Raw genomic sequence first — 20,287 nt, 5'->3', positions numbered from 1 at the left:
ATTTGAAACTTATGATATGTCTCGTGGGCATCATTAATCACTGCTATTTTTGATCGGTTTTTTATTTCCTAGAGTTGTTGTATTACCAAATTAGATGGTTATACGTGGAATTATGAAAGCTCTTCTCAGAGTGTAGTTGAAAACCTAAATGGGAGTAGCTAACTGTAAAGCGTCCTCTAATTTCCATGGAACCAAGCTTATAGGCTAAGTTTCGTTATTTTTAACTCAATAAACCTATAAATGAGCCAAATAACATGAATGCACCAACAAGCCCTACGATTGGCATCTTGACCGTTTTCAATAGCCACACACCTACGATGATCAGAGCGAAGTCTAAACCGTTACTCACCGCACTTGTGAAGATTGGCTGATACAGAGCCGCAAGTAGTAACCCGACTACCGCTGCATTCACACCGGTAAGTGCACCTGCAACTAATTGTTTACTTGCGATTGCCTGCCAGTTTTTCAATACACCCAGTAGTAATAAGAAGCCCGGTAAGAACACGGCGATTGTCGCTAACAAAGCGCCAGTAATTGGTGCCGATGGCATTAATACATAGCCTAGGTATGTCGCTAAGGTAAACATAGGACCAGGTACGGCTTGTGCTGCAGCATAGCCCGTTAAGAACGCATCTTGGGATAGTTGGTCACCAATACCATTCTGCAACAATGGAAGTACCACATGACCGCCACCGAATACTAAGCTGCCAGCTTGATAGAACAGCCCAAATACCTCAACACCTTGAGAATATGCACTGAACAGAGGAAGGCCAACCAACAGCGCGACAAAAATAACGAGCGGCGTTATGGAAATCTTGTCTGTTGATGGAACCGTTTTGATTTCTTTTGAGGTCAAAAACTTGCTGCCAATGATTGCGGCAAATAAAAGTACCAAGATTTGCGGCCAGATCCCTGGAAGCAACAGGAGAACCACGGCAATGATGACACACAAAGCGGTCGCGACTTTCGATTGGCAAAAGTTTTTGTACATGCCAAATGTGGCATCAGCAACCACCACAACTGCAAGCAACTTCAAACCGTGAATGATTGAATTGAATAGAGGCGCTTCCAATAGCTGATTGCTCACCAAAGCTAATATCAACATTAAGATGACAGATGGGGAAGTAAAGCCGATAAACGCAGCAATCGCACCCGTTAAGCCACCTCTTTTGTAGCCAACTGCAAAGCCAACTTGGCTTGAACCTGGTCCAGGTAGAAATTGACTAAGCGCAACAATTTGCCCGTACTCTTCATCAGATAGCCAGTTAAGCTTCTCAACAAAGGTTTTACGGAAGTAGCCAATGTGTGCAGCTGGTCCACCAAAGCTAATCCAGCCAAGCCAAAAAAAGGTTTTAAAAATTGAAAGCATGATCGATTCCAGATAAATGTTTAGCGTAATTTATGGTGACTTAGACTATGATTCAAATTAATTGTTTTGATTATAACTATTAATAAAATGGGTTCTTTGAATGGCTGATTTTAACTGGAAAGGGATCGACCTTAACTTATTGATAGCGCTGCAAGCGTTGTACAAAACGAACAGTGTCAGTAAAGCTGCTGAGCGTTGTTATGTCAGTCAGTCTGCGATGAGCCATAGCCTTCAGCGACTTAGAAAGCTGTTTGATGACCCTCTGTTTGAGCGAGTTGGGAGCAAGATGGAGGCGACAGAGAGAGCGATAGAGTTATCGAGCACCGTCGATGCTTTGCTCAATACCATTCAATCTGACGTATTACTTTCTAAATCGTTTGATGCACCAACGTACAAAGGTAATTGGAAGATCGGTCTTACCGATTATGCCGAGCAGATGTTTGCTCCAGTGTTGTTTGATCTCATTAAACAGTCTTCCCCTGATTCTCAAATTGCTTTGTTCAACGTAAACCGTGGTAACTATCAGCGAGTATTTGAAGATTCTAAGCTTGATATGGCGATCGGTAGCTTTGGTGAGGTGTCTAAGTTATACAGAACCAAGCACTTGTACACCGAACAGCACGTCTGCTTGCTCGATAATTCAGTGTTGTCGATCGAAGAACCCATGTCTTTAGAGCAATTTGCATCTGTTGGGCATGCTTTGGTTTCTCCTGCTGGAGTCATAAAAACGGGAGTCGACAGTCGCCTAGCTGAACTAGGTTTAAGCCGAAAAGTAGTTATTGCTTCGAGTAACTTTTTAACGGTAAAGCGCTTAATTCGTGGCAGAGAATTGCTCTGTATTGTTCCTAAGCTGGTGGCTCGCAATGACACTGAGGATGAAGAAGCATTGTTATCTGTCAAGCCACCGATAGATGTACCGGATTTCGAAATACAGCTTGTCTATCGGAAAGCGAAGCATTTAGATGATAAAAATAATCTACTTAGAAGACTGATTATAGAAGCTGTGTCGTCTGTGATTGCTGAGTAATTTTTTGCATTGGGAAGTAACCCCATTTTTTCTGATTATTTAAGGAAAAGTCAGGTTAATAATAAGGACCCTACTATACTTAATTTACGGCTCAAAGCAGTCGTAAAGAATAGGCTTTTGATTTACCTAAGTACTAAAAGTGGTTATATCGATATGATATAGCTTAACAATCTGCCAAGCTAAAAGGATTTAGTTGGTCTAAAAAGCGCTAGCTCCCCCTAGCGCTTTTTCCTTTTCATCAGTCAAATTTACTCACGTATCTTCAATCACTTAAAGCGAGAAACGAGTCCATTTTTTTGCTCGCCAGCGATACGCCATAATGATGCCTCGGAACCATTCATCCATCGCGATCGCCATCCAAGCACCAAGCACACCATAACCCCAGTGCACACCGAGCAAATAGCTCATGGCAACCCCAATGCCCCACATGCTGAGGATGCCCATTTTTACTGGGAACTTAATATCGCCAGCGGCTTTCAAACATGAGATGAAGATAAGGTTAAATACTCGCCCAGCTTCGAGAATGATTGACCCCGCAATCAGCCCTGCCGCCAATGCGATGATCTCAGGATCTTGTGTGAACAGGTCGAGAATCTCATAACGGAATAGGTAAACCACACAGGTGATCGTGGTCGAGGCGATGAAGCCCACCACAAAGTAGCATTGTACGCGTGACGTGATTTCATCGATCCATCCCTTACCAATGTAATAACCGGTTTGAATTTGGCTACCTTGACCAATGGCTAAAGCAAAGGCGAACGAGAGACGTGCGATGTTCTGAGCGTAGGTAAAGGCCGCCAGTGACGATGTGCCCATCTGAACGACAAAAAAGGTAATACTGATCTGTGCCATGTTGTACGAGAGTACTTCACCCGCATTCATCGAACCGATCTTCATTATCTTCTGATAGATAGATTTCGGTACCGATTTAAACTGTTTCACGGGTAAGTCTATGCCTTTACTTCTGACCACACCAATCAAGATAAACATGCCAATCACTTGGCTCGTTACGGTTGCAATGGCTACCCCTTGAACGCCGTATACCGGTAAGCCAAAAGGTTGGTAGAGTGCGCAGTAGTTACCGAAAATATTAATAACACCAGCAATCATGTTGATGACCATGGGAGATTTAGAGTAACCATGACTGCGAAGGATAGTGGTAAGTACCACTCCTATCGTGACGTTGAAAGTGAGGGCACCACTGATGAACAAGTACTCCTGTGCGTACTGCTCAACCTGAGCTTCAAGCTGATAAAGCGGAATAAAGTATTCTGCACCCAGCACAGCGAAAATACTCAGCAATACACCGGTAATGATGGCCAATATGATGCTGGCAACGCCAACTTGAGCGCTTTCTGTATCGCGTGAGGCGCCATTGTATTGGGCAATGAGAATACCAGTACCACTGCTGACCATGGTCGATACGATGATTAGGAAAAAAGATATCTGAGAGATAACACCAACAGCAGACACGGCTTTGTCTGAGTATCCAGATAACATGAATACATCACTGGTGTTTAGTGCAGTTCGAAGCAGTACTTCGATGAAAATTGGCCAAGTGAGCGCAACGATTCCCATGCGTTTGTTTAGGGTGGAATCAGCATTAGGCATTTGGGTTTTCTCAAAAAAAGGGAAGGCGAGACTATAGTTTAGTGGTTATTGGGTAAACCACTATCAAATTAATGTCCGGATTATGAATATGGGTAAAGATTTTTTGAATAAACCCGTGTTGCCCACATTTTAGCTCTCTGTGATGAAACTTATTCGCATGTTTCATGGTGTGAGTCGATCGGATTTCTGCCACTGAAAAGTAGCAATAAGAGCTCAACGTGCAGGAATGAGGGTAAAGGATCATGGTAGGCCAAGTGCTACGATAGCTTGCCGTTTGCTTACATTGTTTCTATGTTTCAAGGCCACCCATAGCTGGCAGCCTTTTTATTTAAATGAAAGATAAGCTACTTTGTCGTGTCTCGTAGCTTGAGCTCGCTCGGCACGTAAACTCTTAATGGTATGCTTCGGGCGTCACGAGACTTTTCAATCAATAAGTTAACACTTTGAGTTCCCATTAATTCAGAATGAATACGGACGGTTGATAAAGATGGGAAGGTAAACTTAGCTGTTGGGCAATCATTTATGCTGATCATCGCGATGTCATCTGGAATGCTTAATCCATGTTCATGAATGGCACGTAAAACACCGATTGCGATTGAGTCTGATGCGATAAATATTGCTTTGGGGTAGTTACCACTTTTTAGCATTTGATTCGCCAGATTGTAGCCTGAAGAACTAGAGAACTCGCCTCGGTAGATATCTTGCTCGCTGACGACGTTCTTCAAATGACCGTATTCTGCAAAGGCTATCTCACGAAGATCTGGGGTGCGACTGTCGTATTGCCCGCCAATGAAACCAATGCGCTCGTAACCTTGGTTAATGAAAAAATTGGTGATTTCTTTGCTGATGCGGGCGAGGTCAATATCAACGGAGTCATAAAGTTCTGAGTGATCTGTATAGTTAACAAAGCAGATGTTACTCGTGAGTTTCTTTGCTTGTTCAATAACTTCTTTCGTCATCCTGCCAACGAGTAAAATGCCGCTAACTTGGCGTGAGTTTGTCTGTATTTTACTTTCGTAACAGTTGATTAGGCCAATATTCATCTTTTCGCACTGGTTCTCGATGCCGTGGCGAATTGATAAGTAGTAAGGGTCCTTAACTTCAGCGTCCTGTTTGTAGTTATACAGTGCAAGAAAGTGGTGCTGCTTTTTGTTACTCGCCGTTTTACGCGAGCTACTAATTTTATAATCTAGCTTATCTGCAATCTCAAAGATACGCTTTTTGGTCTCCGCTTTGACGCTTAATGTTGGATCTTCATTGAGAACTCGAGAAACGGTAGCTAATGAAACATTAGCTTCAAGCGCGATATTTTTTAACGTAGCCATACTCACTTCCTGTAATTGGAACATTGCGCTGCTTTGAAATTTTCAAGTTTAAAGCAGCTCAATGTATCCCTTGATTGCATAGTCCCATCGCAGTCAGACGAAAGGCCATACATTAGCGGTCAGTAAAATCAATGTTTAACCACTTTATGTTGTTTTGAATCTAATTGTAATTAAATATTTTATTTAAATTCAATGGATTATAAACAGCTATTGGTTGTTTTTTCAATGGGGTAATAGATATGTTCGCTATGGTTTCCTGTCTATATTTACAGTTTTCAGCGCTTGAGCTAAAAGTACTACGAAATTGGCAGTGCGTATTTTGATAAATATGAGCTCGTATTGAGAGGAGAAGGCTAGTTAAGTCATAAATGACAGCAAAGAGAGACTGATTGTAAAGGTACGATTTCACCCGTTTGATTTAATGACGTTCAAAAAACAGTCGATGGAAGAGCTCATGCCAGGCCGAATGTGCAACTTTTTTTCTAGGATTTGGAGCCTGACTGGCGGTGGCAGAATTTTTGAATGACAAAAGCGTAGAACCGACATGAATCAATGATAGCAACCGTAGTTGCACAGGGTGCTCTCAAAGGACAATGCTAGCTGAAATTCGAGTGATTTCACACTTACTGTGAATAAAGTATTTGTAGAATTTATGCATCACTGCTCAATTTATAAATATCAGAATGACTCAATGTGCTCTCTTACTTATACTTGCAAGCTTTCAAGATTACATAAAATATTGGTAAATAAGGAATTATAATGAGAAAAGCCTTGTCATTAATGGCTTTAGGTGCAGTTACTGCGTCTACGTCAGTTCAAGCGAATGATAATTGGTATGTTGCAGTTGATTTTTTAAAAACGGACCTGAAGTCGAGTGAGCTAAATCGTTTTCATTCTCAACGTAATGATGAGCTAGGGTTGAAAGACGCTCTTAATTTCAATTCAGGTAACGGTGTCGGTCTTTCCATCGGAACTCAGTTGCAATATTCAAATAACTTCAGTCTAGCTTGGGAGTTTGAGTATATCCATTATGGGACTTTCACTGATTCCACTATGTTAAAGGAGTTTTATTACTTCAGACGTGAATATGAAGTCGAAGCTCAGTCATTCAACTTTAATGTTAAACCAAAGTACTATTTTTCTAGCTCAGGTTTTTATTTGGGTGCGATCGCAGGTGTAGGTGTAACGAAGGCTGATTTTAAATATACTGAGGAGACTGATCACCCTGAGTTAATGTACCTAAATAGCACTTATACTGATGATGGCAGTGACTTTGGCTTTAACTATGGTATTGAAACAGGTTACGAATTTACATCGGGTGTGGTTGTTTCTGGTGGCTACCGTGCTTCTTCAGTGGAAATTGATGTGGAAGGCGGTAGTGAGCTTGATTTGGACTTCGATAGCTTTTACGTTGGTGTAGAGTATCATTTTGGTCCTTAGTTACAATTCAATCTGCACTATAAAAAGGAGCCTCTAGGCTCCTTTTTTAATTAGTCGATCAATCACGCTGTGGTGGTGCTCAGACACTCCCGCTAGGTTGCCATATTTAGGCTGGTGGCGGTCATTTTCTAATGGGTGGTGCCAACCTTGTGTATGTTTAACAAAGTGCGCCGCAAAGCTTTCAGACACCTCTAAACATCCAGCCATGACGGTATCGACATAGGTCTGAACGATAGGGCTGTTTTCACAAGGCGTCTCGATTTCGTCTTTCACATAAACCCAAATAGATTGATCTTCTTTGAATTCGGTTTGGCTCTCTATCTGATCGGCTTTTAATTCGATTCGGTGATAGCCACGTTCACGACGATCAAACTCAGCAAGCGCTATCTCGTCGACTTCAAGTAAAACACCATTCACTTGCCCTTCGCCAAGATTGACGATCAAAGGGGATAACACGTAACTGTCGTCGATTTTACTCCAATGGCGCACTAAGCCATGAACAATCGCTGGGATTGCTTGACCCGTTTGACCGGTAAGTTGACGAGAAGAAGAGTTGATCAAGCTGCCATAACCAAAAATATACATCGCGTTCCTTGTCTGAGTTGTGCCATTTAAGTCTAGTCTTACTATATGTGGCGCAATCATAAAAGTCAGTAAGTTTCTATTGACACCTTTATATGTCTTTATGACTCTTTTGGTTGTGTGGTTTTGACTTTTTTATTGGTCAATGAATCTTGTGAGTGTTTGTTTTTACTGGCTTTATCTAATTGGCGCGTTTCATGCAATGTGATCTGCATATTGCATCAAGCTTGATGTACACCAAATTTAGGTTTAGGTAATACCTTGGCCGCTTATCTGAGAATTAGGAGCGAGTTTGTTAAATATCACAGATAAAAGTGTAGAAGACGCGATTCCAGCCTACTTGCGTTTAGGCTTTCGACCTTTCTTCTTTCTAGGCAGTGTTTATGCCGTAATTGCGATTGTGGCTTGGGTCATCATGTTCCAAAACGGCCAGCCTGAAATTCTAAAGGTGCCCGCGTTATGGTGGCACGTGCATGAGATGTTGTTTGGGTTCTCGATGGCGATTGTTGTTGGCTTTGTGCTGACGGCCGTACAAACTTGGACTGGCGTCAATGGCACCAAGCATTATCGATTAGCTGCATTAGTCGGCTTGTGGTTGGCACCTCGTATCCTATTTTGGACACCGGCACCGCTATGGTTAATTTCGTCGATTGAAGCGCTATTTTTGGCTTTTTCTGCTTACGAGATTGGCTTTCGAGTCGTGCAGTCGAAAGGATGGAAAAATCTATTCTTCGTTCCACTGTTTGTATTGGCGATTGTGGCGAACTTTGCGAGTTACGCGACCATCAAGGGTATGCCGCCGTTTCCTTCGTCAGCGGTATGGCAAGCCATGCTGTGGTGGTTTACTTTACTACTATCGGTGATGGGTGGGCGAGTAATCCCATTCTTTACCGCTCGTCGCTTTAACTTTGAAAAAGCGCAGCCATTGGTGTGGTTGGAGTGGTTAGCGAATCTACCTCTGGTGGGGCTGTTTATCTTGAGCTTCTTCCCTTTAGCCTTTGCTCAAGTGGGCAGCGGATTAATGGTTTTTGCTGGTGTTGCTCAGCTGGTACGCTTCATCCGTTGGAAACCTTGGACAACCCTGTCTGAGCCTTTGGTGTGGTCGCTGCACGCTGCATATGTGTGTATTCCGTTAAGCTTGCTGTTACGTGGCTTGTTAGATAATCCATTTACCAGTCACAACATGCTGCACTTGTTTGCGATTGGTGGTTTGAGCGGGCTTATCTTAGCGATGATCAGCCGCGTGACCATGGGACACACTGGTCGTGCTATCTATAAAGGACCAAGCATGGGGCTCGCATTCTCTGCAATTTTTGTGGCAGCGCTGGTACGTAGCTTAGGTGTCACCTTCTTCCCTGGTTATTTGTTTGAGATGGTGAACATCAGTGCAGGCTTATGGACGCTGGCGTTTGGTCTGTTTATCTGGAAATTCGGAATGATGTTACTTACGCCAAGAGTGGATGGTCATCCAGGGTAAACTGATTTCAGTATCTTGATTATAAAGGGAAGCATTGAGCTTCCCTTTTTTGATTGAAATTAACGCTTATCAACTTATTGACTGTTCGCTATCAAGTATTGACGTACCTGCGTAATCAGGTCCTCTTTGGCGTGAGGGGAGATGAAACTCGCTTCCACGGCATTAATACTGAACTGGGCTAACTCTTGATGGGTGACTGGGTGGGCATTGGCTACCGCGAGGAAATTGCTATTCATGTAGCCACCAAAGTAAGCTGGGTCATCGGAATTGATGGTTACACAAAGCCCTTTTCTCAGTAGCTCGACAATGTTGTGTTGCTCCATAGTATCGAAGACTTTTAGTTTGGTATTCGATAGCGGACAAACTGTCAGTGGAATACGTTTTGTTGCCAACTCTTCTACGAGTTCTGCGTCATCGATACAGCGAACCCCATGGTCGATCCGGGTGATACCTAGCAAACTCAATGCGTCAATAATGTTTTGCGCTGGGCCTTCCTCCCCGGCGTGTGCGACAGTCAGAAAGCCTTGGTTGAGCGCTTCTTGGAATACATGTTTAAACTTCTCGGGCGGGTTACCTTGTTCCGATGAATCTAAACCAACCGCAATGATTTTATCTTTGTAAGGCAGAGCCTGTTTGAGCGTCTCGAACGCGCTTTCTTCATCAAGGTGGCGTAGAAAGCACATGATCAGTTGGCTACTTATCCCAAGTTCATGAGTTGCTTGGTCGAGTGCACGAGTGATGCCAGTGATAATAGTGTCGAAGGTTATGCCACGCTCTGTGTGTGTTTGCGGGTCAAAGAAAATCTCAGTGTGAACCACATTGTCTTGTCGGCACTTTAATAGGTAGGCCCAAGTGAGGTCGTAAAAGTCTTGTTCATGAATCAGTACATTGGCGCCTTGATAATAGATGTCGAGAAAAGACTGCAGGTTGTGGAATTGATAGGCGTCTCGCACTTGCTCTGGGTTCTCAAAGGGAATTGATACGTTATTGCGCTTGGCCAGTTCGAACATCAGTTCGGGCTCCAGTGTGCCCTCAATGTGTAAGTGCAGCTCAACCTTCGGTAAATTTTTGATGAAGCTATCCATAGCAACTCCTTAGCTATTTTAATTATGGGCGGAGTAGGGGGAGATAATTAACGCCTACCAAGCTAACGGGTTAGACGACTCATTTATCTCTGTTTGAGCATAGTTCATTTCATGGTTGTCGATGAAATGAGGCTGAAATTGTTAGAGATTAGAGGCTGTTGAGTGCTTAAAAATGAGCCGCAAACGATTTGCAGCACTAGAGTGTGATCCGCTGCAAATATTTGCAGCAATATTCGTTGATTTGTGCTCTAATACCGCGCTTACCAAGGGATGGTGTTAAAAGATGCTCACTTAGATGGAGTTATCAAAGTTGACCGATCCCTTAATGATCTCCCTTAGGAAAAAATAGAACATGTCTAAGAACAAAAAATTTGATATCCGCCTTACAGAAAAACGCAACGGCTGGTGTGCAGAGATTACTCGTCAAGTAACGTCTCGCAGCACAACAGTATCTAAGCGTGAGTCTGGTTTCGAAACAGAAGCGCTTGCAAAAGAGTGGGCTGAGAAAGAGCTAGCATCTTTCATCGCAAATCAAGCTGAACGTAACGAGCGTAAAGCGGAACAACGTAAAGAGCGCGATGAACTACGTCACGCTAAAGAGCTTAAAGCTGAGCAAGCACGTGAAGCACGCGCTAAAGCTCGTGCAGAAGAGCAAGAAGACGCTGAGTAATTCGGTGCACGATTAATTTATAGGTCCCTTAATTTTAAGATAAGGGAGTTATAAAAAAGCCCCAATATAGTCACCTATATTGGGGCTTTTTCGTTTGTCGAGTTCGTTGCTATTTGCTTAAGAGCGATGGTTTTGGCTTCTCGCTTTTTACATCGCTCTCTCAAGCCTTAATCAGTTGTTTAGCCTAGTTAACCAATCGTCTTCTGCTACTTCTTCAATATAGCTTTCTACGGTTTGTCCCACTTCTTCATCGTCTTGCTTGAAGTAAGCGATGTGGAACACAGCATCACCTTCATTCACCAAAGGTAGCGTTTGTTGGCCAATCACGATACCGCCTTTAGTCGTGATAACTTGGCTCTCTTGGTGACCTAATGGAGAACTGATGTAAGCAAGTGTTTGTCCTGCTTCAACTTGTTCACCCAGTCTTACCATGTTACGCAAGATACCGTCTGATTCTGCACGAATCCAGCTGGTGGATTTGCTCAATACTGGCTCTGGCAGCTTCTTGCGGTTCGGGCGCAGCATGCCGATTTCTTTCATTACTTGGTGAATGCCAAGGTAGCCTGCTCGAATTGCTAGGTGATCAAAACGCAGCGCCTCACCACCTTCGTATGTCAGTACTGGAATACCTAGCTTTTCCGCTTCGCTTCGCAGTGAACCATCACGTAGAGGTGAGTCGATGATCACCGGTGTCGCAAACGCTTTTGCGATGCGCATGGTTTCTGGGTTCGAAAGGTTCGCACGAATTTGTGGCAAGTTTGTACGGTGAATCGCACCCGTGTGTAGGTCCAGAATGAAATCACAGTGCTTAGCCACGTTCTCGAAGAAAGTGTAAGCGATACGAGATGTTAACGATCCTTTCTCACTACCAGGGAAGCAACGGTTTAGATCGCGACGGTCTGGTAGGTAACGAGACTTATGGATGAAGCCGAACACGTTAACGATCGGCACGACAATCAATGTCCCTTTCAATTTCTTAGGATCGATCGCATTGGTGAGTTGGCGTGCAATCTCAACACCATTTAACTCATCACCGTGAATCGCAGCATTTACCATCAGTGTTGGACCTGCTTGGCGACCGTGAATGATTTCAATCGGGATCGAAAGTGGAGAGTGCGTGTAAAGCTGAGCTGCTTGCAGTTCAATCTCCATTCGCTGTCCTGGCTGAACAGTAGAACCAAGTAATTCGAATGGTTGATTAGGTTTTAGTCTTGCCATTTAGGTTGTTCTCAACATGGTGATAATTCGTTAACACGGAATGTAGCAATCGTTGATTTTTAGTACGAATCAATCGGTTTACGGTAACGACAAAACTTTTTTGTGGAGGCGTATCGGGAACGGTATTCCATGGATGGCGGCCTGTTTGGAATACACCTTTTATTTGTAAGATTTCTGGCAATTTATTGATTTAACTCTGATAATTGTGTTTTTGGCACTTGATATTATCCATCGCCATTTTCTGGCGGCCAATTTCAAATATCGAGACGAAAATGAAAAAATAATTTCAAAAGTTGTAGCACTTGCAGTGGTATCTGTTGCTTTATCTGGCTGTGTTGGTAGCAACGCAGTAACCGGTTACCTAATGAAGTTCAACCTTAAAGCCGTTGATAACCGTTACGCACGTGGCGGCTTAAACTTACTGTTGGCACCGGCTTACGGTCTGACGGTTGCAGCGGATTACCTAGTATTTAACTCTCTAGAATTCTGGACAGGTAGCAACCCACTAACGGGTGCACCGCATATCTTTGATACTAAGGTTGATACTTACATTGATATTAACCATCAGCTAGATCCATCTCTAACGGAAGCGCCTGTAGGCCCAATCACTAATGTAAATATGATAGAAAAAGGTCAGATGCAGCTGATTGATGAAAACACTATGCAAATGGACATCACTTACCAACCTGGTGAGCGAGCGACACTAATCGGTGTTCGTGATGGCGAGATGGTGACGTACTTCATCGATGGCGAAGTGGTTGCACAAACTTCAATTGATGAGCTAGAGAGCTACGCAGCTTCACGCGCTTAATGTCTTAGTTGATCGCAAAGCTTAGATACAAAAACAGGTACTCATTGAGTACCTGTTTTATTTTGTGTCGATGAATAGTATTTACCGTGAAATCCTATCTATCGAAAACATAATGGTTCGAATTATGCTTTTTCTGGGATTGCTTCTAGCAGCGCAACCATTTGGTTCCAGAATAGCTCAACCGTATCAATCTTCACTTTCTCATCTGGAGAGTGAGGGAACTTGATAGTCGGGCCGAAAGAAACCATGTCCATGTTCGGGTAAGGTTCTTTGAATAGACCACACTCAAGACCAGCATGGATAACCATGATGTTTGGCTTGTGACCGTAGATACCTTCGTACATGTCGCGGAAGATGTGCATGATTTCTGAATCTGCGTCTGGCTTCCAACCTGGGTAAGCGCCAGAGAATTCGATACTCGCACCAGCAAGCTCTGCAACAGAGTGAAGCATGCTTTCAACTTGGCTACGGCCAGAGTCGATCAGAGAGCGGATTAGGCAAAGTACTGTGATTGAGTTCTCTTCTGTCGTGATAACACCCACGTTTAGAGATGTCTCAACAACACCTTCAACCTCATCACTCATACGAATTACGCCGTTTGGCGCCGCGTTAAGTGCTGCGATGAAGCGAGCTTGGTCAGCAGATGCAAGTGCGCCCATTTCAACTGAAGCTTCTTCGTTGAAAGTCACGATGCTGTCTTCTACTTTACCTAGCTCTGTAGAAAGTAGCTCTGTGTAGTAGTTGTATAGAGAAGCCAGTTTCTCTTGGTTTGCCGCTGGAACAGCAACGGTAACGAAACCTTCACGAGGAATTGCGTTACGTAGGCTGCCACCTTTGAATTCTACGATGCGTAGGTCTAGCTCTTTTGCGTGACCTGCTAGGAAGCGAGCAAGCAGTTTGTTCGCGTTTGCACGACCAGTGTGGATGTCACAACCTGAGTGACCGCCTTTTAGACCTTTAAGCGTTAGCTTACGAGTCACGAAATCTGCTGGGATTGCAGTACGAGCAATGTCAAATGTCATTGCGCCGTCGATGCCGCCAGCACAACCCATGTACACTTCGCCTTCTTGCTCTGAGTCGGTGTTAAGAAGGATATCGCCTTCTAGCCAACCCGCCTCAAGACCGAACGCACCTGTCATACCTGCTTCTTCGTCTACAGTTAGTAGAACTTCGATTGGGCCGTGCTTGATTTCGTTTGATGCAAGAACCGCTAAGCATGATGCCATACCCATGCCGTTATCTGCGCCAAGTGTTGTGCCTTTTGCAGTAACCCACTCACCGTCGATGTACGGTTGGATTGGGTCTTTAGTGAAGTCGTGAACCGTATCTTCGTTCTTTTGTGGAACCATATCGATGTGAGCTTGTAGTACCACACCTTTTTTGTTCTCCATACCCGGCGTCGCTGGCTTCTTGATGAATACGTTGCCCGTTGGATCACGGCGTACATCTAGGCCTTGCTCTGTTGCCCAAGCAATAATGTATTGAGCAAGCTCTTCTTCATGCTTTGAAGGGTGTGGGATTGAGCAAATCTTATCGAAGAACTGCCAAAGAGGGGCAGGGGATAATTTACTGATCTCAGAATGGAATTCAGACACGGATGACTCCTTTTTTATTTGATAACCATATATTTAGAGTTTTTATGGGTATAAACATAGAACAAAAACCTAAAATATAGGTCTGTTTTGATGCCGACAGCATACCACTAGACCGTTTTCACGAGTAGCGCTTCTAAACCTTAATTCCTTCAAACTTTGAACGCCATCCTGTTCATTTGATCTTGATTAAGCGCCTTGATGCTTATAAAAGAAACAGGTAAACGTTTGTTTAAACTCAATATTGTAATTTAATTACATATTGGGTTTGCAGAATAACCTTAAATGGCTAAAAGTGTGACATAAAGCAAAAAATACTTGTAATCTTTTTTCTTTGGGGTATATTTATAACCAACTTCTGAAGTGAAGAGTAAATGCTCAAAGGATGAGTCCGTTTATCGCCTCCAAGGAACCGAGAAATCAAATTCGTTTTTTATTGATTTATTAAGGTGATAGTTATGAAAGGTTTACCATCTGCAATGTTCTGGCTTAACAACTCTGTTTATACTAGCAACTTTGCATACCCTACAAGCTTCGGTTACTAATACCGTAAGCATGTAACTCGAACAGTTTTGTTCACCCCTATATATTGGAATTCTCTTACAACCCTCTTGGTTGACAGATTCTACCGCCACTCAGTTTTGAGTGGCGTTTTTTTTGCCTGCTACTTTATCCCCAGCTGTGATTCGTCATCTATCTACTAACTATGCTCGGTTGTTTTTTAAACAGCAAAATATCAATTTGAGCCTTATTACCGATCCTGTTGAAAATCGGACAACTCTTGTGGGTTTGAATTGGCAAATTTAGCGCCAGATTCTTAATGAAAATAACTGATGGTTGAAAAAGTAATCAAATAAATACGACCATTAAATTGTTTTTAGTCTATTGTTTTTAATGTGTATTTTTCTTTTTTTATGTGATTTTTAATCGCTTGGTTTCATACGTCATTCTGATAAATATTATTTAGAGCCTTAATTCTATCTGGAATTTGTTATTTGATAACTTTATAATCCACAGCCAATCGATTACGCAACCGTTTACTTTTTACCCTTATAGGATTCGATTATGTTCGAAAAGCTATTCAAACTCAGTGAAAACGGCACCAATGTGCGCACTGAAATCATCGCAGGTCTAACAACCTTCCTAACAATGGCTTACATCATTTTTGTAAACCCAATGATCCTAGCTGATGCTGGTATGGACCACGGCGCTGTATTTGTAGCAACCTGTTTAGCGGCTGCTATTGGCTGTTTCATCATGGGCTTTGTTGCTAACTACCCAATTGCTCAAGCTCCAGGTATGGGCCTGAATGCCTTCTTTACCTACGCGGTTGTGATGGGCATGGGTTACACGTGGCAAGTTGCGCTAGCGGCAGTGTTTGTTTCGGGTGTGATCTTCATCTTCTTGAGTATCTTTAAGATCCGTGAGTGGATCATCAACTCGATTCCTATGTCTTTGCGTGTAGGTATCTCTGCGGGTATCGGTCTTTTCCTAGCATTTATCGCGCTTAGCAATGCTGGCATCGTAGTTTCTAACCCTGCAACTAAAGTATCACTTGGCGACATTACTGCTATTGCTCCTATCCTTGGTGCTCTTGGTTTCTTCCTTACTATTGCTCTTGTACACCGTGGTGTGAAAGGCGCAGTAATGATTGCAATTCTAGCTATTACCGCTCTTGGTATTATCATTGGTGACGTTCAGTACGGCGGCATCATGTCTACACCACCAAGCCTTGCTCCGACTTTCATGCAGCTTGATTTCTCTGCAGTATTTGAAATCGGTATGATCTCTGTTGTATTTGCTTTCTTATTCGTCGACTTATTCGATACAGCGGGCACGCTAGTAGGTGTTGCGACAAAAGCAAACCTAATCAAAGAAGATGGCAAACTACCTCGTCTGAACAAAGCACTGCTTGCTGACTCAACAGCAACGTCTATCGGTGCTCTTCTAGGTACATCGAACACAACTTCATATGTAGAGAGTGTTTCTGGTGTTGCTGAAGGTGGTCGTACTGGTCTAACGGCTGTTGTCGTGGGCGTACTTTTCCTTCTTGCTCTTTTCTTCTCACCACTTGCAGGTATGATTCCGGCGTACGCAACATCAGGCGCGCTTTTCTATGTAGCAATTCTGATGATGTCAGGCCTAGTTGGCATTGATTGGCGTGATCTTACGGAAGCAGCACCAGTCGTGGTAACATGTCTACTTATGCCGCTGACGTACTCTATTGCTGAGGGTATCTCACTAGGTTTCATCGCTTACGCTGCAATTAAGCTGCTAAGTGGTAAAGGTCGCGACGTTTCACCTGCTGTGTGGATCATGTCGGTAATCTTTATTCTGAAATACATTTTCGCTTAATCGTCTAGATTTCTGCTTAAACGCTGAAGAGGCTATGTTTGGCATAGCCTCTAATAACATGAAAAATTATTAGGTTTTATACTATGAGCAACAAATTCGTTATCACTTGGGACAACATGCAGACTTACTGCCGTCAACTAGCAGAAAAGCAAATGCCAGCAGAGCAGTGGAAAGGTATCTGGGCTGTAAGCCGTGGTGGTTTGGTTCCTGGTGCAATCTTGGCTCGTGAACTGGGTATTCGTCACGTAGATACGATTTGTATTTCTAGCTACGACCACGATCACCAACGTGATATGACTGTCGTTAAAGCACCTGAAGGTGACGGCGAAGGTTTCCTAATCGTTGAAGATCTTGTTGATAGTGGTGACACTGCACGTAAGCTTCGCGAAATGTACCCTAAAGCTAAACTGATCGCTGTATGTGCTAAGCCTTCAGGCGCACACCTACTAGACGAGTACATTGTTGATATCGCTCAAGACACATGGATTGAGCAACCTTGGGATACTAGCCTAAGCTACGTTGAGCCAGTAAATCGCAAGTCAAAATAAGCGTAAACTTAGTTTTTTGAGAAATGACCCTTTATAGGGTCATTTTTTTTTATATTATTAGTGAAAATCATTTCTTATTAAGTATCCCAATGTCTGAACCAGAAGAAACGAGCTCGAACCTTTCGGAAACCTTGTTTGTAAAGCACAAGCAAGCCAAAGAGACCTCAATGCTGACGCAATACATGCCAAGCTCAGAAGCGTTATTGGATGAGAAGCGTGAACAGCAAAACTCATCATGGTACCGAAACCTAAGACGTCTTCAGTGGGTATGGCAAGGCGTGAACCCTATTGAACAAGAAGCTGTACTGGCTCGAATCGCGTCGTCAGATAACTCTCGTACTACCGATGAGTGGTTAGACACCGTAATGGGATACCGCAGCGGTAACTGGGCCTATGAATGGACTAAGTTGGGCATGTTGCATCAGAACCGTTCCAACGAAAAAAGCGGTGAAGAGGTGGCTGAAGAGCTGTTCTCGGCGTCTTTATGTTTCAGCATTGCAGGTTACCCGCACCTAAAGAATGACAACTTGGCGGCTCAGGCCCAAGTATTAGCAAACGCAGCCTATTCTGAAGCAATTAAGCATACCAAGCTGATTGTTAAGCAGATTGAGGTGCCGTATCAAAACAAGAAAATCAAAGCCAACCTACACCTAGCGAAAACCGACAAACCGCAACCTGTTGTGATCGTAAGTGCAGGCTTAGATAGCTTGCAAACGGACATGTGGCGTTTGTTTAGGGATTATCTGGCGCCAAAGAACATTGCGATGCTTACTGTCGATATGCCATCGATAGGGCACAGCTCTCATTGGCCATTAACCGAAGACTCTTCGTGCTTGCATCAGGCAGTATTGAACGAGCTACCAAATATTCCATGGGTTGATCATCATAAAGTGGGTTTGTTTGGTTTCCGTTTCGGCGGCAATGCGATGGTGAGGCTGTCGTTTATCGAGCAACAGAAGATCAAAGCCTGTATCTCTCTTGGCGCGCCAATCCACGATATCTTTGTGCATGCCGATAAACTGAAGCAAATGCCGAAGATGCATTTAGATGTACTGGCTTCTCGTTTAGGTAAAGGCGCGGTTGATATCAATAGTCTTTCTGGTCAGTTGATGGCGTGGTCTTTGAAGGTGCAAGGCTTGTTGTCGAACAGCAAAACCAGTGTTCCTATCTTAGCGTTGGCCTTAGAGGGCGATCCTGTGTCCCCGCCAATGGATAATCAACTGGTTGCTATTTATAGTGATTATGGCAAGGCAAAGAAAATTAAATCGAAATCAATTACACAAGGTTATGAGCAATCCCTCGAATTAGCGATAAAGTGGCTTGAGGATGAATTATTTAGATGACATTTCTCCTAAATTAGTTAAGCATGAAAAGTGTACAGATTAAGTACCTGATGCTCAGAGAAAATTTATAAAATCCAACTGCATGTTTTCAACGTATTGCAGTCTGAGTAACGTCATTCTTAACATTGAAAATGGAGATTCAATATGTCAGAAGTGACACAAGAACCAACGCATTATCGCTTGTTAAATGTATTAAAGGCCATTGGGCCATACTTGAGGGAGCCGCAATCAGAAGAAGGCCACTATATTTTTGATTGCTTGTCAGTGTGTGTTAACGATAAAAAATCACCAGAAGAGCGTGAGTTCTGGGGCTGGTGGATGGAGTTGGACAAGTCGGAAGAGGGGTATTCGGCGAAGTACAATATTGGTAAATACAACATCGAAGGCAAGTGGGATTCATTACCTCTGCCTAAAAAGGCGGTTTCTGAGGTCACTAGAACTCAGGAAGCCTTCCACCAAAAACTGGTTGATGAACTTCAAAGTAAGTTTGAAATCAGCATCCAATTGGACGAAGAGTCTGTCGAATTCGTCTGATTTTAAAGGTTACTCTTCTATATAAAGTAAAAAGGTGCGATTTCGCACCTTTTCTGCTTGTGAATTCCCCTGTTGATTGCTAAAACATCACCTCTTATTTGTTTTATCCATAAAAGACTTCATGACAACAAATCATCAAAGCGGGACAACAGCGCAGCGTAAAACTGTCGTTGTTAAACTGGGTACCAGTGTCTTAACTGGTGGAACATTGGCATTAGACCGTGCTCATATGGTTGAGCTGGTTCGTCAATGTGCTGAATTAAAAAAACAAGGCCACTCTGTGGTTATGGTTTCGTCTGGCGCAATTGCAGCAGGACGTGAGCACCTTGGTTACCCCGCACTTCCCAACTCAATGGCGAGCAAACAGTTGCTTGCTGCAGTTGGGCAAAGTCAGTTGATTCAAGTTTGGGAGTCTTTATTCGCTATCTATGGCCTTAAGATTGGCCAGATGCTACTGACTCGTGCTGATCTCGATGACCGTGAGCGTTTTCTAAATGCCCGTGACACGATCAACGCACTCGTTGAACACGATATTATTCCTGTCGTGAATGAAAACGATGCAGTCGCGACCAACGAAATCAAAGTGGGCGACAACGATAACTTGTCGGCACTGGTTGGTATTTTATGTGGCGCTGATAAGCTTTTGCTACTGACAGACCAAAAAGGTCTATTTACTGCAGACCCTCGCAAAGATCCAAATGCAGAGCTCATCAAAGAGGTAAAAACCATTGATGACACGCTGCGTAAGATTGCAGGTGGCAGCGGCACGACTTTAGGTACCGGTGGTATGGCGACAAAACTGCAGGCGGCCGACATCGCTCGTCGTGCTGGTATTGAAGTTATCATTGCAGCAGGCAGTGCTGAAAATGTGGTTTTTGACTCTTTGAGTGACAATCCTCAAGGCACACGTTTCTTGCCGTTAGCCGAGGCGCTTGAAAACCGTAAGCGTTGGATTTTAGCGGGCCCAGCTTCTGCTGGTGACATCGTGGTTGACGATGGCGCGGTAAATGCCGTTAACACCAAAGGCAGTAGCTTGTTGGCAAAAGGGGTGGTTCGAGTTAAAGGCGAGTTCTCTCGTGGTGAAGTCACCCAAGTCACAGACAGCAAAGGCAAAGTAGTCGCGCGTGGTATCGCTAGCTACTCAAGCCAAGACCTTGCAAAAATAGCAGGCAAGCACAGTAAAGATATTGGCGACATCCTTGGTTACGATTACGGGTCAGAAGTCATTCACCGTGACGACCTTGTCGTTATCCAAGAATAGTTCGAGATGACAAGGCGATGAACGGCGCATCTGGTTTTT

17 protein-coding genes are annotated in these 20,287 nt (G+C 43.5%); 10 read left to right on the top strand and 7 right to left on the bottom strand.

Features of this window, described 5'->3' with window-relative positions; translation table 11 throughout:
- Positions 1-220: 220 nt before the first annotated feature.
- Positions 221-1,369: a chromate efflux transporter gene (gene chrA / locus BTO10_RS18710; protein ID WP_105025476.1), complete on the bottom strand. Its 1,149-nt coding sequence runs from the start codon at positions 1,367-1,369 to the stop codon at positions 221-223.
- Between the two features lie 100 nt (positions 1,370-1,469).
- Here chrA and BTO10_RS18705 point away from each other — a divergent pair, with 100 nt between their 5' ends.
- Positions 1,470-2,396, top strand: a complete 927-nt coding sequence (locus tag BTO10_RS18705; RefSeq protein ID WP_105025475.1) for a LysR family transcriptional regulator — start codon at positions 1,470-1,472, stop codon at positions 2,394-2,396.
- A 270-nt stretch (positions 2,397-2,666) separates the two neighbouring features.
- Here BTO10_RS18705 and BTO10_RS18700 read toward each other — a convergent pair whose 3' ends face one another.
- Both BTO10_RS18700 and ebgR read right to left on the bottom strand, forming a co-directional pair.
- Positions 2,667-4,007: an MATE family efflux transporter gene (locus tag BTO10_RS18700; RefSeq protein ID WP_105025474.1), complete on the bottom strand. Its 1,341-nt coding sequence runs from the start codon at positions 4,005-4,007 to the stop codon at positions 2,667-2,669.
- Between the two features lie 344 nt (positions 4,008-4,351).
- Positions 4,352-5,332, bottom strand: a complete 981-nt coding sequence (gene ebgR / locus BTO10_RS18695) for a transcriptional regulator EbgR (RefSeq protein WP_105025473.1) — start codon at positions 5,330-5,332, stop codon at positions 4,352-4,354.
- A gap of 759 nt (positions 5,333-6,091) precedes the next feature.
- Here ebgR and BTO10_RS18690 point away from each other — a divergent pair.
- Positions 6,092-6,772 (top strand): outer membrane beta-barrel protein, encoded by a 681-nt coding sequence (locus tag BTO10_RS18690; protein WP_105025472.1) that lies wholly within the window; start codon positions 6,092-6,094, stop codon positions 6,770-6,772.
- A gap of 33 nt (positions 6,773-6,805) precedes the next feature.
- Here BTO10_RS18690 and BTO10_RS18685 read toward each other — a convergent pair whose 3' ends face one another.
- Positions 6,806-7,357 (bottom strand): gamma-glutamylcyclotransferase family protein, encoded by a 552-nt coding sequence (locus BTO10_RS18685; protein ID WP_105025471.1) that lies wholly within the window; start codon positions 7,355-7,357, stop codon positions 6,806-6,808.
- Between the two features lie 289 nt (positions 7,358-7,646).
- On the opposite strand from BTO10_RS18685, the gene BTO10_RS18680 reads away from it, so the two are divergent.
- Positions 7,647-8,831: an NnrS family protein gene (locus tag BTO10_RS18680; protein ID WP_105025470.1), complete on the top strand. Its 1,185-nt coding sequence runs from the start codon at positions 7,647-7,649 to the stop codon at positions 8,829-8,831.
- A 74-nt stretch (positions 8,832-8,905) separates the two neighbouring features.
- Here BTO10_RS18680 and BTO10_RS18675 read toward each other — a convergent pair whose 3' ends face one another.
- Positions 8,906-9,916: an adenosine deaminase gene (locus tag BTO10_RS18675; protein ID WP_105025469.1), complete on the bottom strand. Its 1,011-nt coding sequence runs from the start codon at positions 9,914-9,916 to the stop codon at positions 8,906-8,908.
- Between the two features lie 352 nt (positions 9,917-10,268).
- Between BTO10_RS18675 and BTO10_RS18670 the strand changes: the two genes are divergently transcribed.
- Positions 10,269-10,586 carry a DUF3622 domain-containing protein gene (locus tag BTO10_RS18670; protein WP_105025468.1) on the top strand — a complete coding sequence of 106 codons (318 nt, stop codon included), beginning with the start codon at positions 10,269-10,271 and terminating at the stop codon, positions 10,584-10,586.
- Between the two features lie 171 nt (positions 10,587-10,757).
- Here BTO10_RS18670 and BTO10_RS18665 read toward each other — a convergent pair whose 3' ends face one another.
- Complete coding sequence (locus BTO10_RS18665) at positions 10,758-11,804, bottom strand: succinylglutamate desuccinylase/aspartoacylase family protein (protein WP_105025467.1); 1,047 nt, start codon at positions 11,802-11,804, stop codon at positions 10,758-10,760.
- Between the two features lie 241 nt (positions 11,805-12,045).
- On the opposite strand from BTO10_RS18665, the gene BTO10_RS18660 reads away from it, so the two are divergent.
- The gene (locus tag BTO10_RS18660) at positions 12,046-12,615 is read left to right on the top strand and encodes a DUF3332 family protein (RefSeq protein ID WP_105025621.1); all 570 of its coding nucleotides are present in this window, start codon (positions 12,046-12,048) and stop codon (positions 12,613-12,615) included.
- Between the two features lie 122 nt (positions 12,616-12,737).
- On the opposite strand, the gene BTO10_RS18655 is transcribed toward BTO10_RS18660, so the two are convergent.
- Complete coding sequence (locus BTO10_RS18655; RefSeq protein ID WP_105025466.1) at positions 12,738-14,210, bottom strand: aminoacyl-histidine dipeptidase; 1,473 nt, start codon at positions 14,208-14,210, stop codon at positions 12,738-12,740.
- A 1,062-nt stretch (positions 14,211-15,272) separates the two neighbouring features.
- On the opposite strand from BTO10_RS18655, the gene BTO10_RS18650 reads away from it, so the two are divergent.
- The 5 genes from BTO10_RS18650 (at position 15,273) to proB (ending at position 20,248) form a co-directional block, all read left to right on the top strand.
- Entirely contained in the window at positions 15,273-16,562 is a 1,290-nt protein-coding gene (locus tag BTO10_RS18650; protein WP_008218658.1) for an NCS2 family permease, read from the top strand.
- Between the two features lie 83 nt (positions 16,563-16,645).
- Positions 16,646-17,110, top strand: coding sequence for an oxytetracycline resistance phosphoribosyltransferase domain-containing protein Tet(34) (tet(34), locus tag BTO10_RS18645; RefSeq protein ID WP_004741499.1), 465 nt, complete (start codon positions 16,646-16,648; stop codon positions 17,108-17,110).
- Positions 17,111-17,199: 89 nt separating this feature from the next.
- Entirely contained in the window at positions 17,200-18,453 is a 1,254-nt protein-coding gene (frsA, locus tag BTO10_RS18640; RefSeq protein ID WP_105025465.1) for an esterase FrsA, read from the top strand.
- Between the two features lie 144 nt (positions 18,454-18,597).
- Positions 18,598-18,987, top strand: coding sequence for a sigma factor-binding protein Crl (gene crl / locus BTO10_RS18635; protein ID WP_004741501.1), 390 nt, complete (start codon positions 18,598-18,600; stop codon positions 18,985-18,987).
- A gap of 76 nt (positions 18,988-19,063) precedes the next feature.
- Positions 19,064-20,248 carry a glutamate 5-kinase gene (proB, locus tag BTO10_RS18630; protein WP_171367898.1) on the top strand — a complete coding sequence of 395 codons (1,185 nt, stop codon included), beginning with the start codon at positions 19,064-19,066 and terminating at the stop codon, positions 20,246-20,248.
- Positions 20,249-20,287: the final 39 nt, after the last annotated feature.

The sequence above is a fragment of the Vibrio chagasii genome (assembly GCF_002954585.1).
Classification (GTDB): Bacteria; Pseudomonadota; Gammaproteobacteria; order Enterobacterales; family Vibrionaceae; genus Vibrio; species Vibrio chagasii_A.
The sequence above is the reverse complement of the archived record's forward strand: the minus strand, read 5'-3'. Positions and strand labels throughout refer to the sequence as shown.

What these genes read in the sequence shown, in the direction of transcription:
- chrA (WP_105025476.1), bottom strand. Translation starts at nt 1,369, where the DNA reads ATGCTTTCAATTTTTAAAACCTTTTTTTGGCTTGGCTGGATTAGCTTT.
- BTO10_RS18705 (WP_105025475.1), top strand. Translation starts at nt 1,470, where the DNA reads ATGGCTGATTTTAACTGGAAAGGGATCGACCTTAACTTATTGATAGCG.
- BTO10_RS18700 (WP_105025474.1), bottom strand. Translation starts at nt 4,007, where the DNA reads ATGCCTAATGCTGATTCCACCCTAAACAAACGCATGGGAATCGTTGCG.
- ebgR (WP_105025473.1), bottom strand. Translation starts at nt 5,332, where the DNA reads ATGGCTACGTTAAAAAATATCGCGCTTGAAGCTAATGTTTCATTAGCT.
- BTO10_RS18690 (WP_105025472.1), top strand. Translation starts at nt 6,092, where the DNA reads ATGAGAAAAGCCTTGTCATTAATGGCTTTAGGTGCAGTTACTGCGTCT.
- BTO10_RS18685 (WP_105025471.1), bottom strand. Translation starts at nt 7,357, where the DNA reads ATGTATATTTTTGGTTATGGCAGCTTGATCAACTCTTCTTCTCGTCAA.
- BTO10_RS18675 (WP_105025469.1), bottom strand. Translation starts at nt 9,916, where the DNA reads ATGGATAGCTTCATCAAAAATTTACCGAAGGTTGAGCTGCACTTACAC.
- BTO10_RS18670 (WP_105025468.1), top strand. Translation starts at nt 10,269, where the DNA reads ATGTCTAAGAACAAAAAATTTGATATCCGCCTTACAGAAAAACGCAAC.
- BTO10_RS18665 (WP_105025467.1), bottom strand. Translation starts at nt 11,804, where the DNA reads ATGGCAAGACTAAAACCTAATCAACCATTCGAATTACTTGGTTCTACT.
- BTO10_RS18650 (WP_008218658.1), top strand. Translation starts at nt 15,273, where the DNA reads ATGTTCGAAAAGCTATTCAAACTCAGTGAAAACGGCACCAATGTGCGC.
- frsA (WP_105025465.1), top strand. Translation starts at nt 17,200, where the DNA reads ATGTCTGAACCAGAAGAAACGAGCTCGAACCTTTCGGAAACCTTGTTT.
- crl (WP_004741501.1), top strand. Translation starts at nt 18,598, where the DNA reads ATGTCAGAAGTGACACAAGAACCAACGCATTATCGCTTGTTAAATGTA.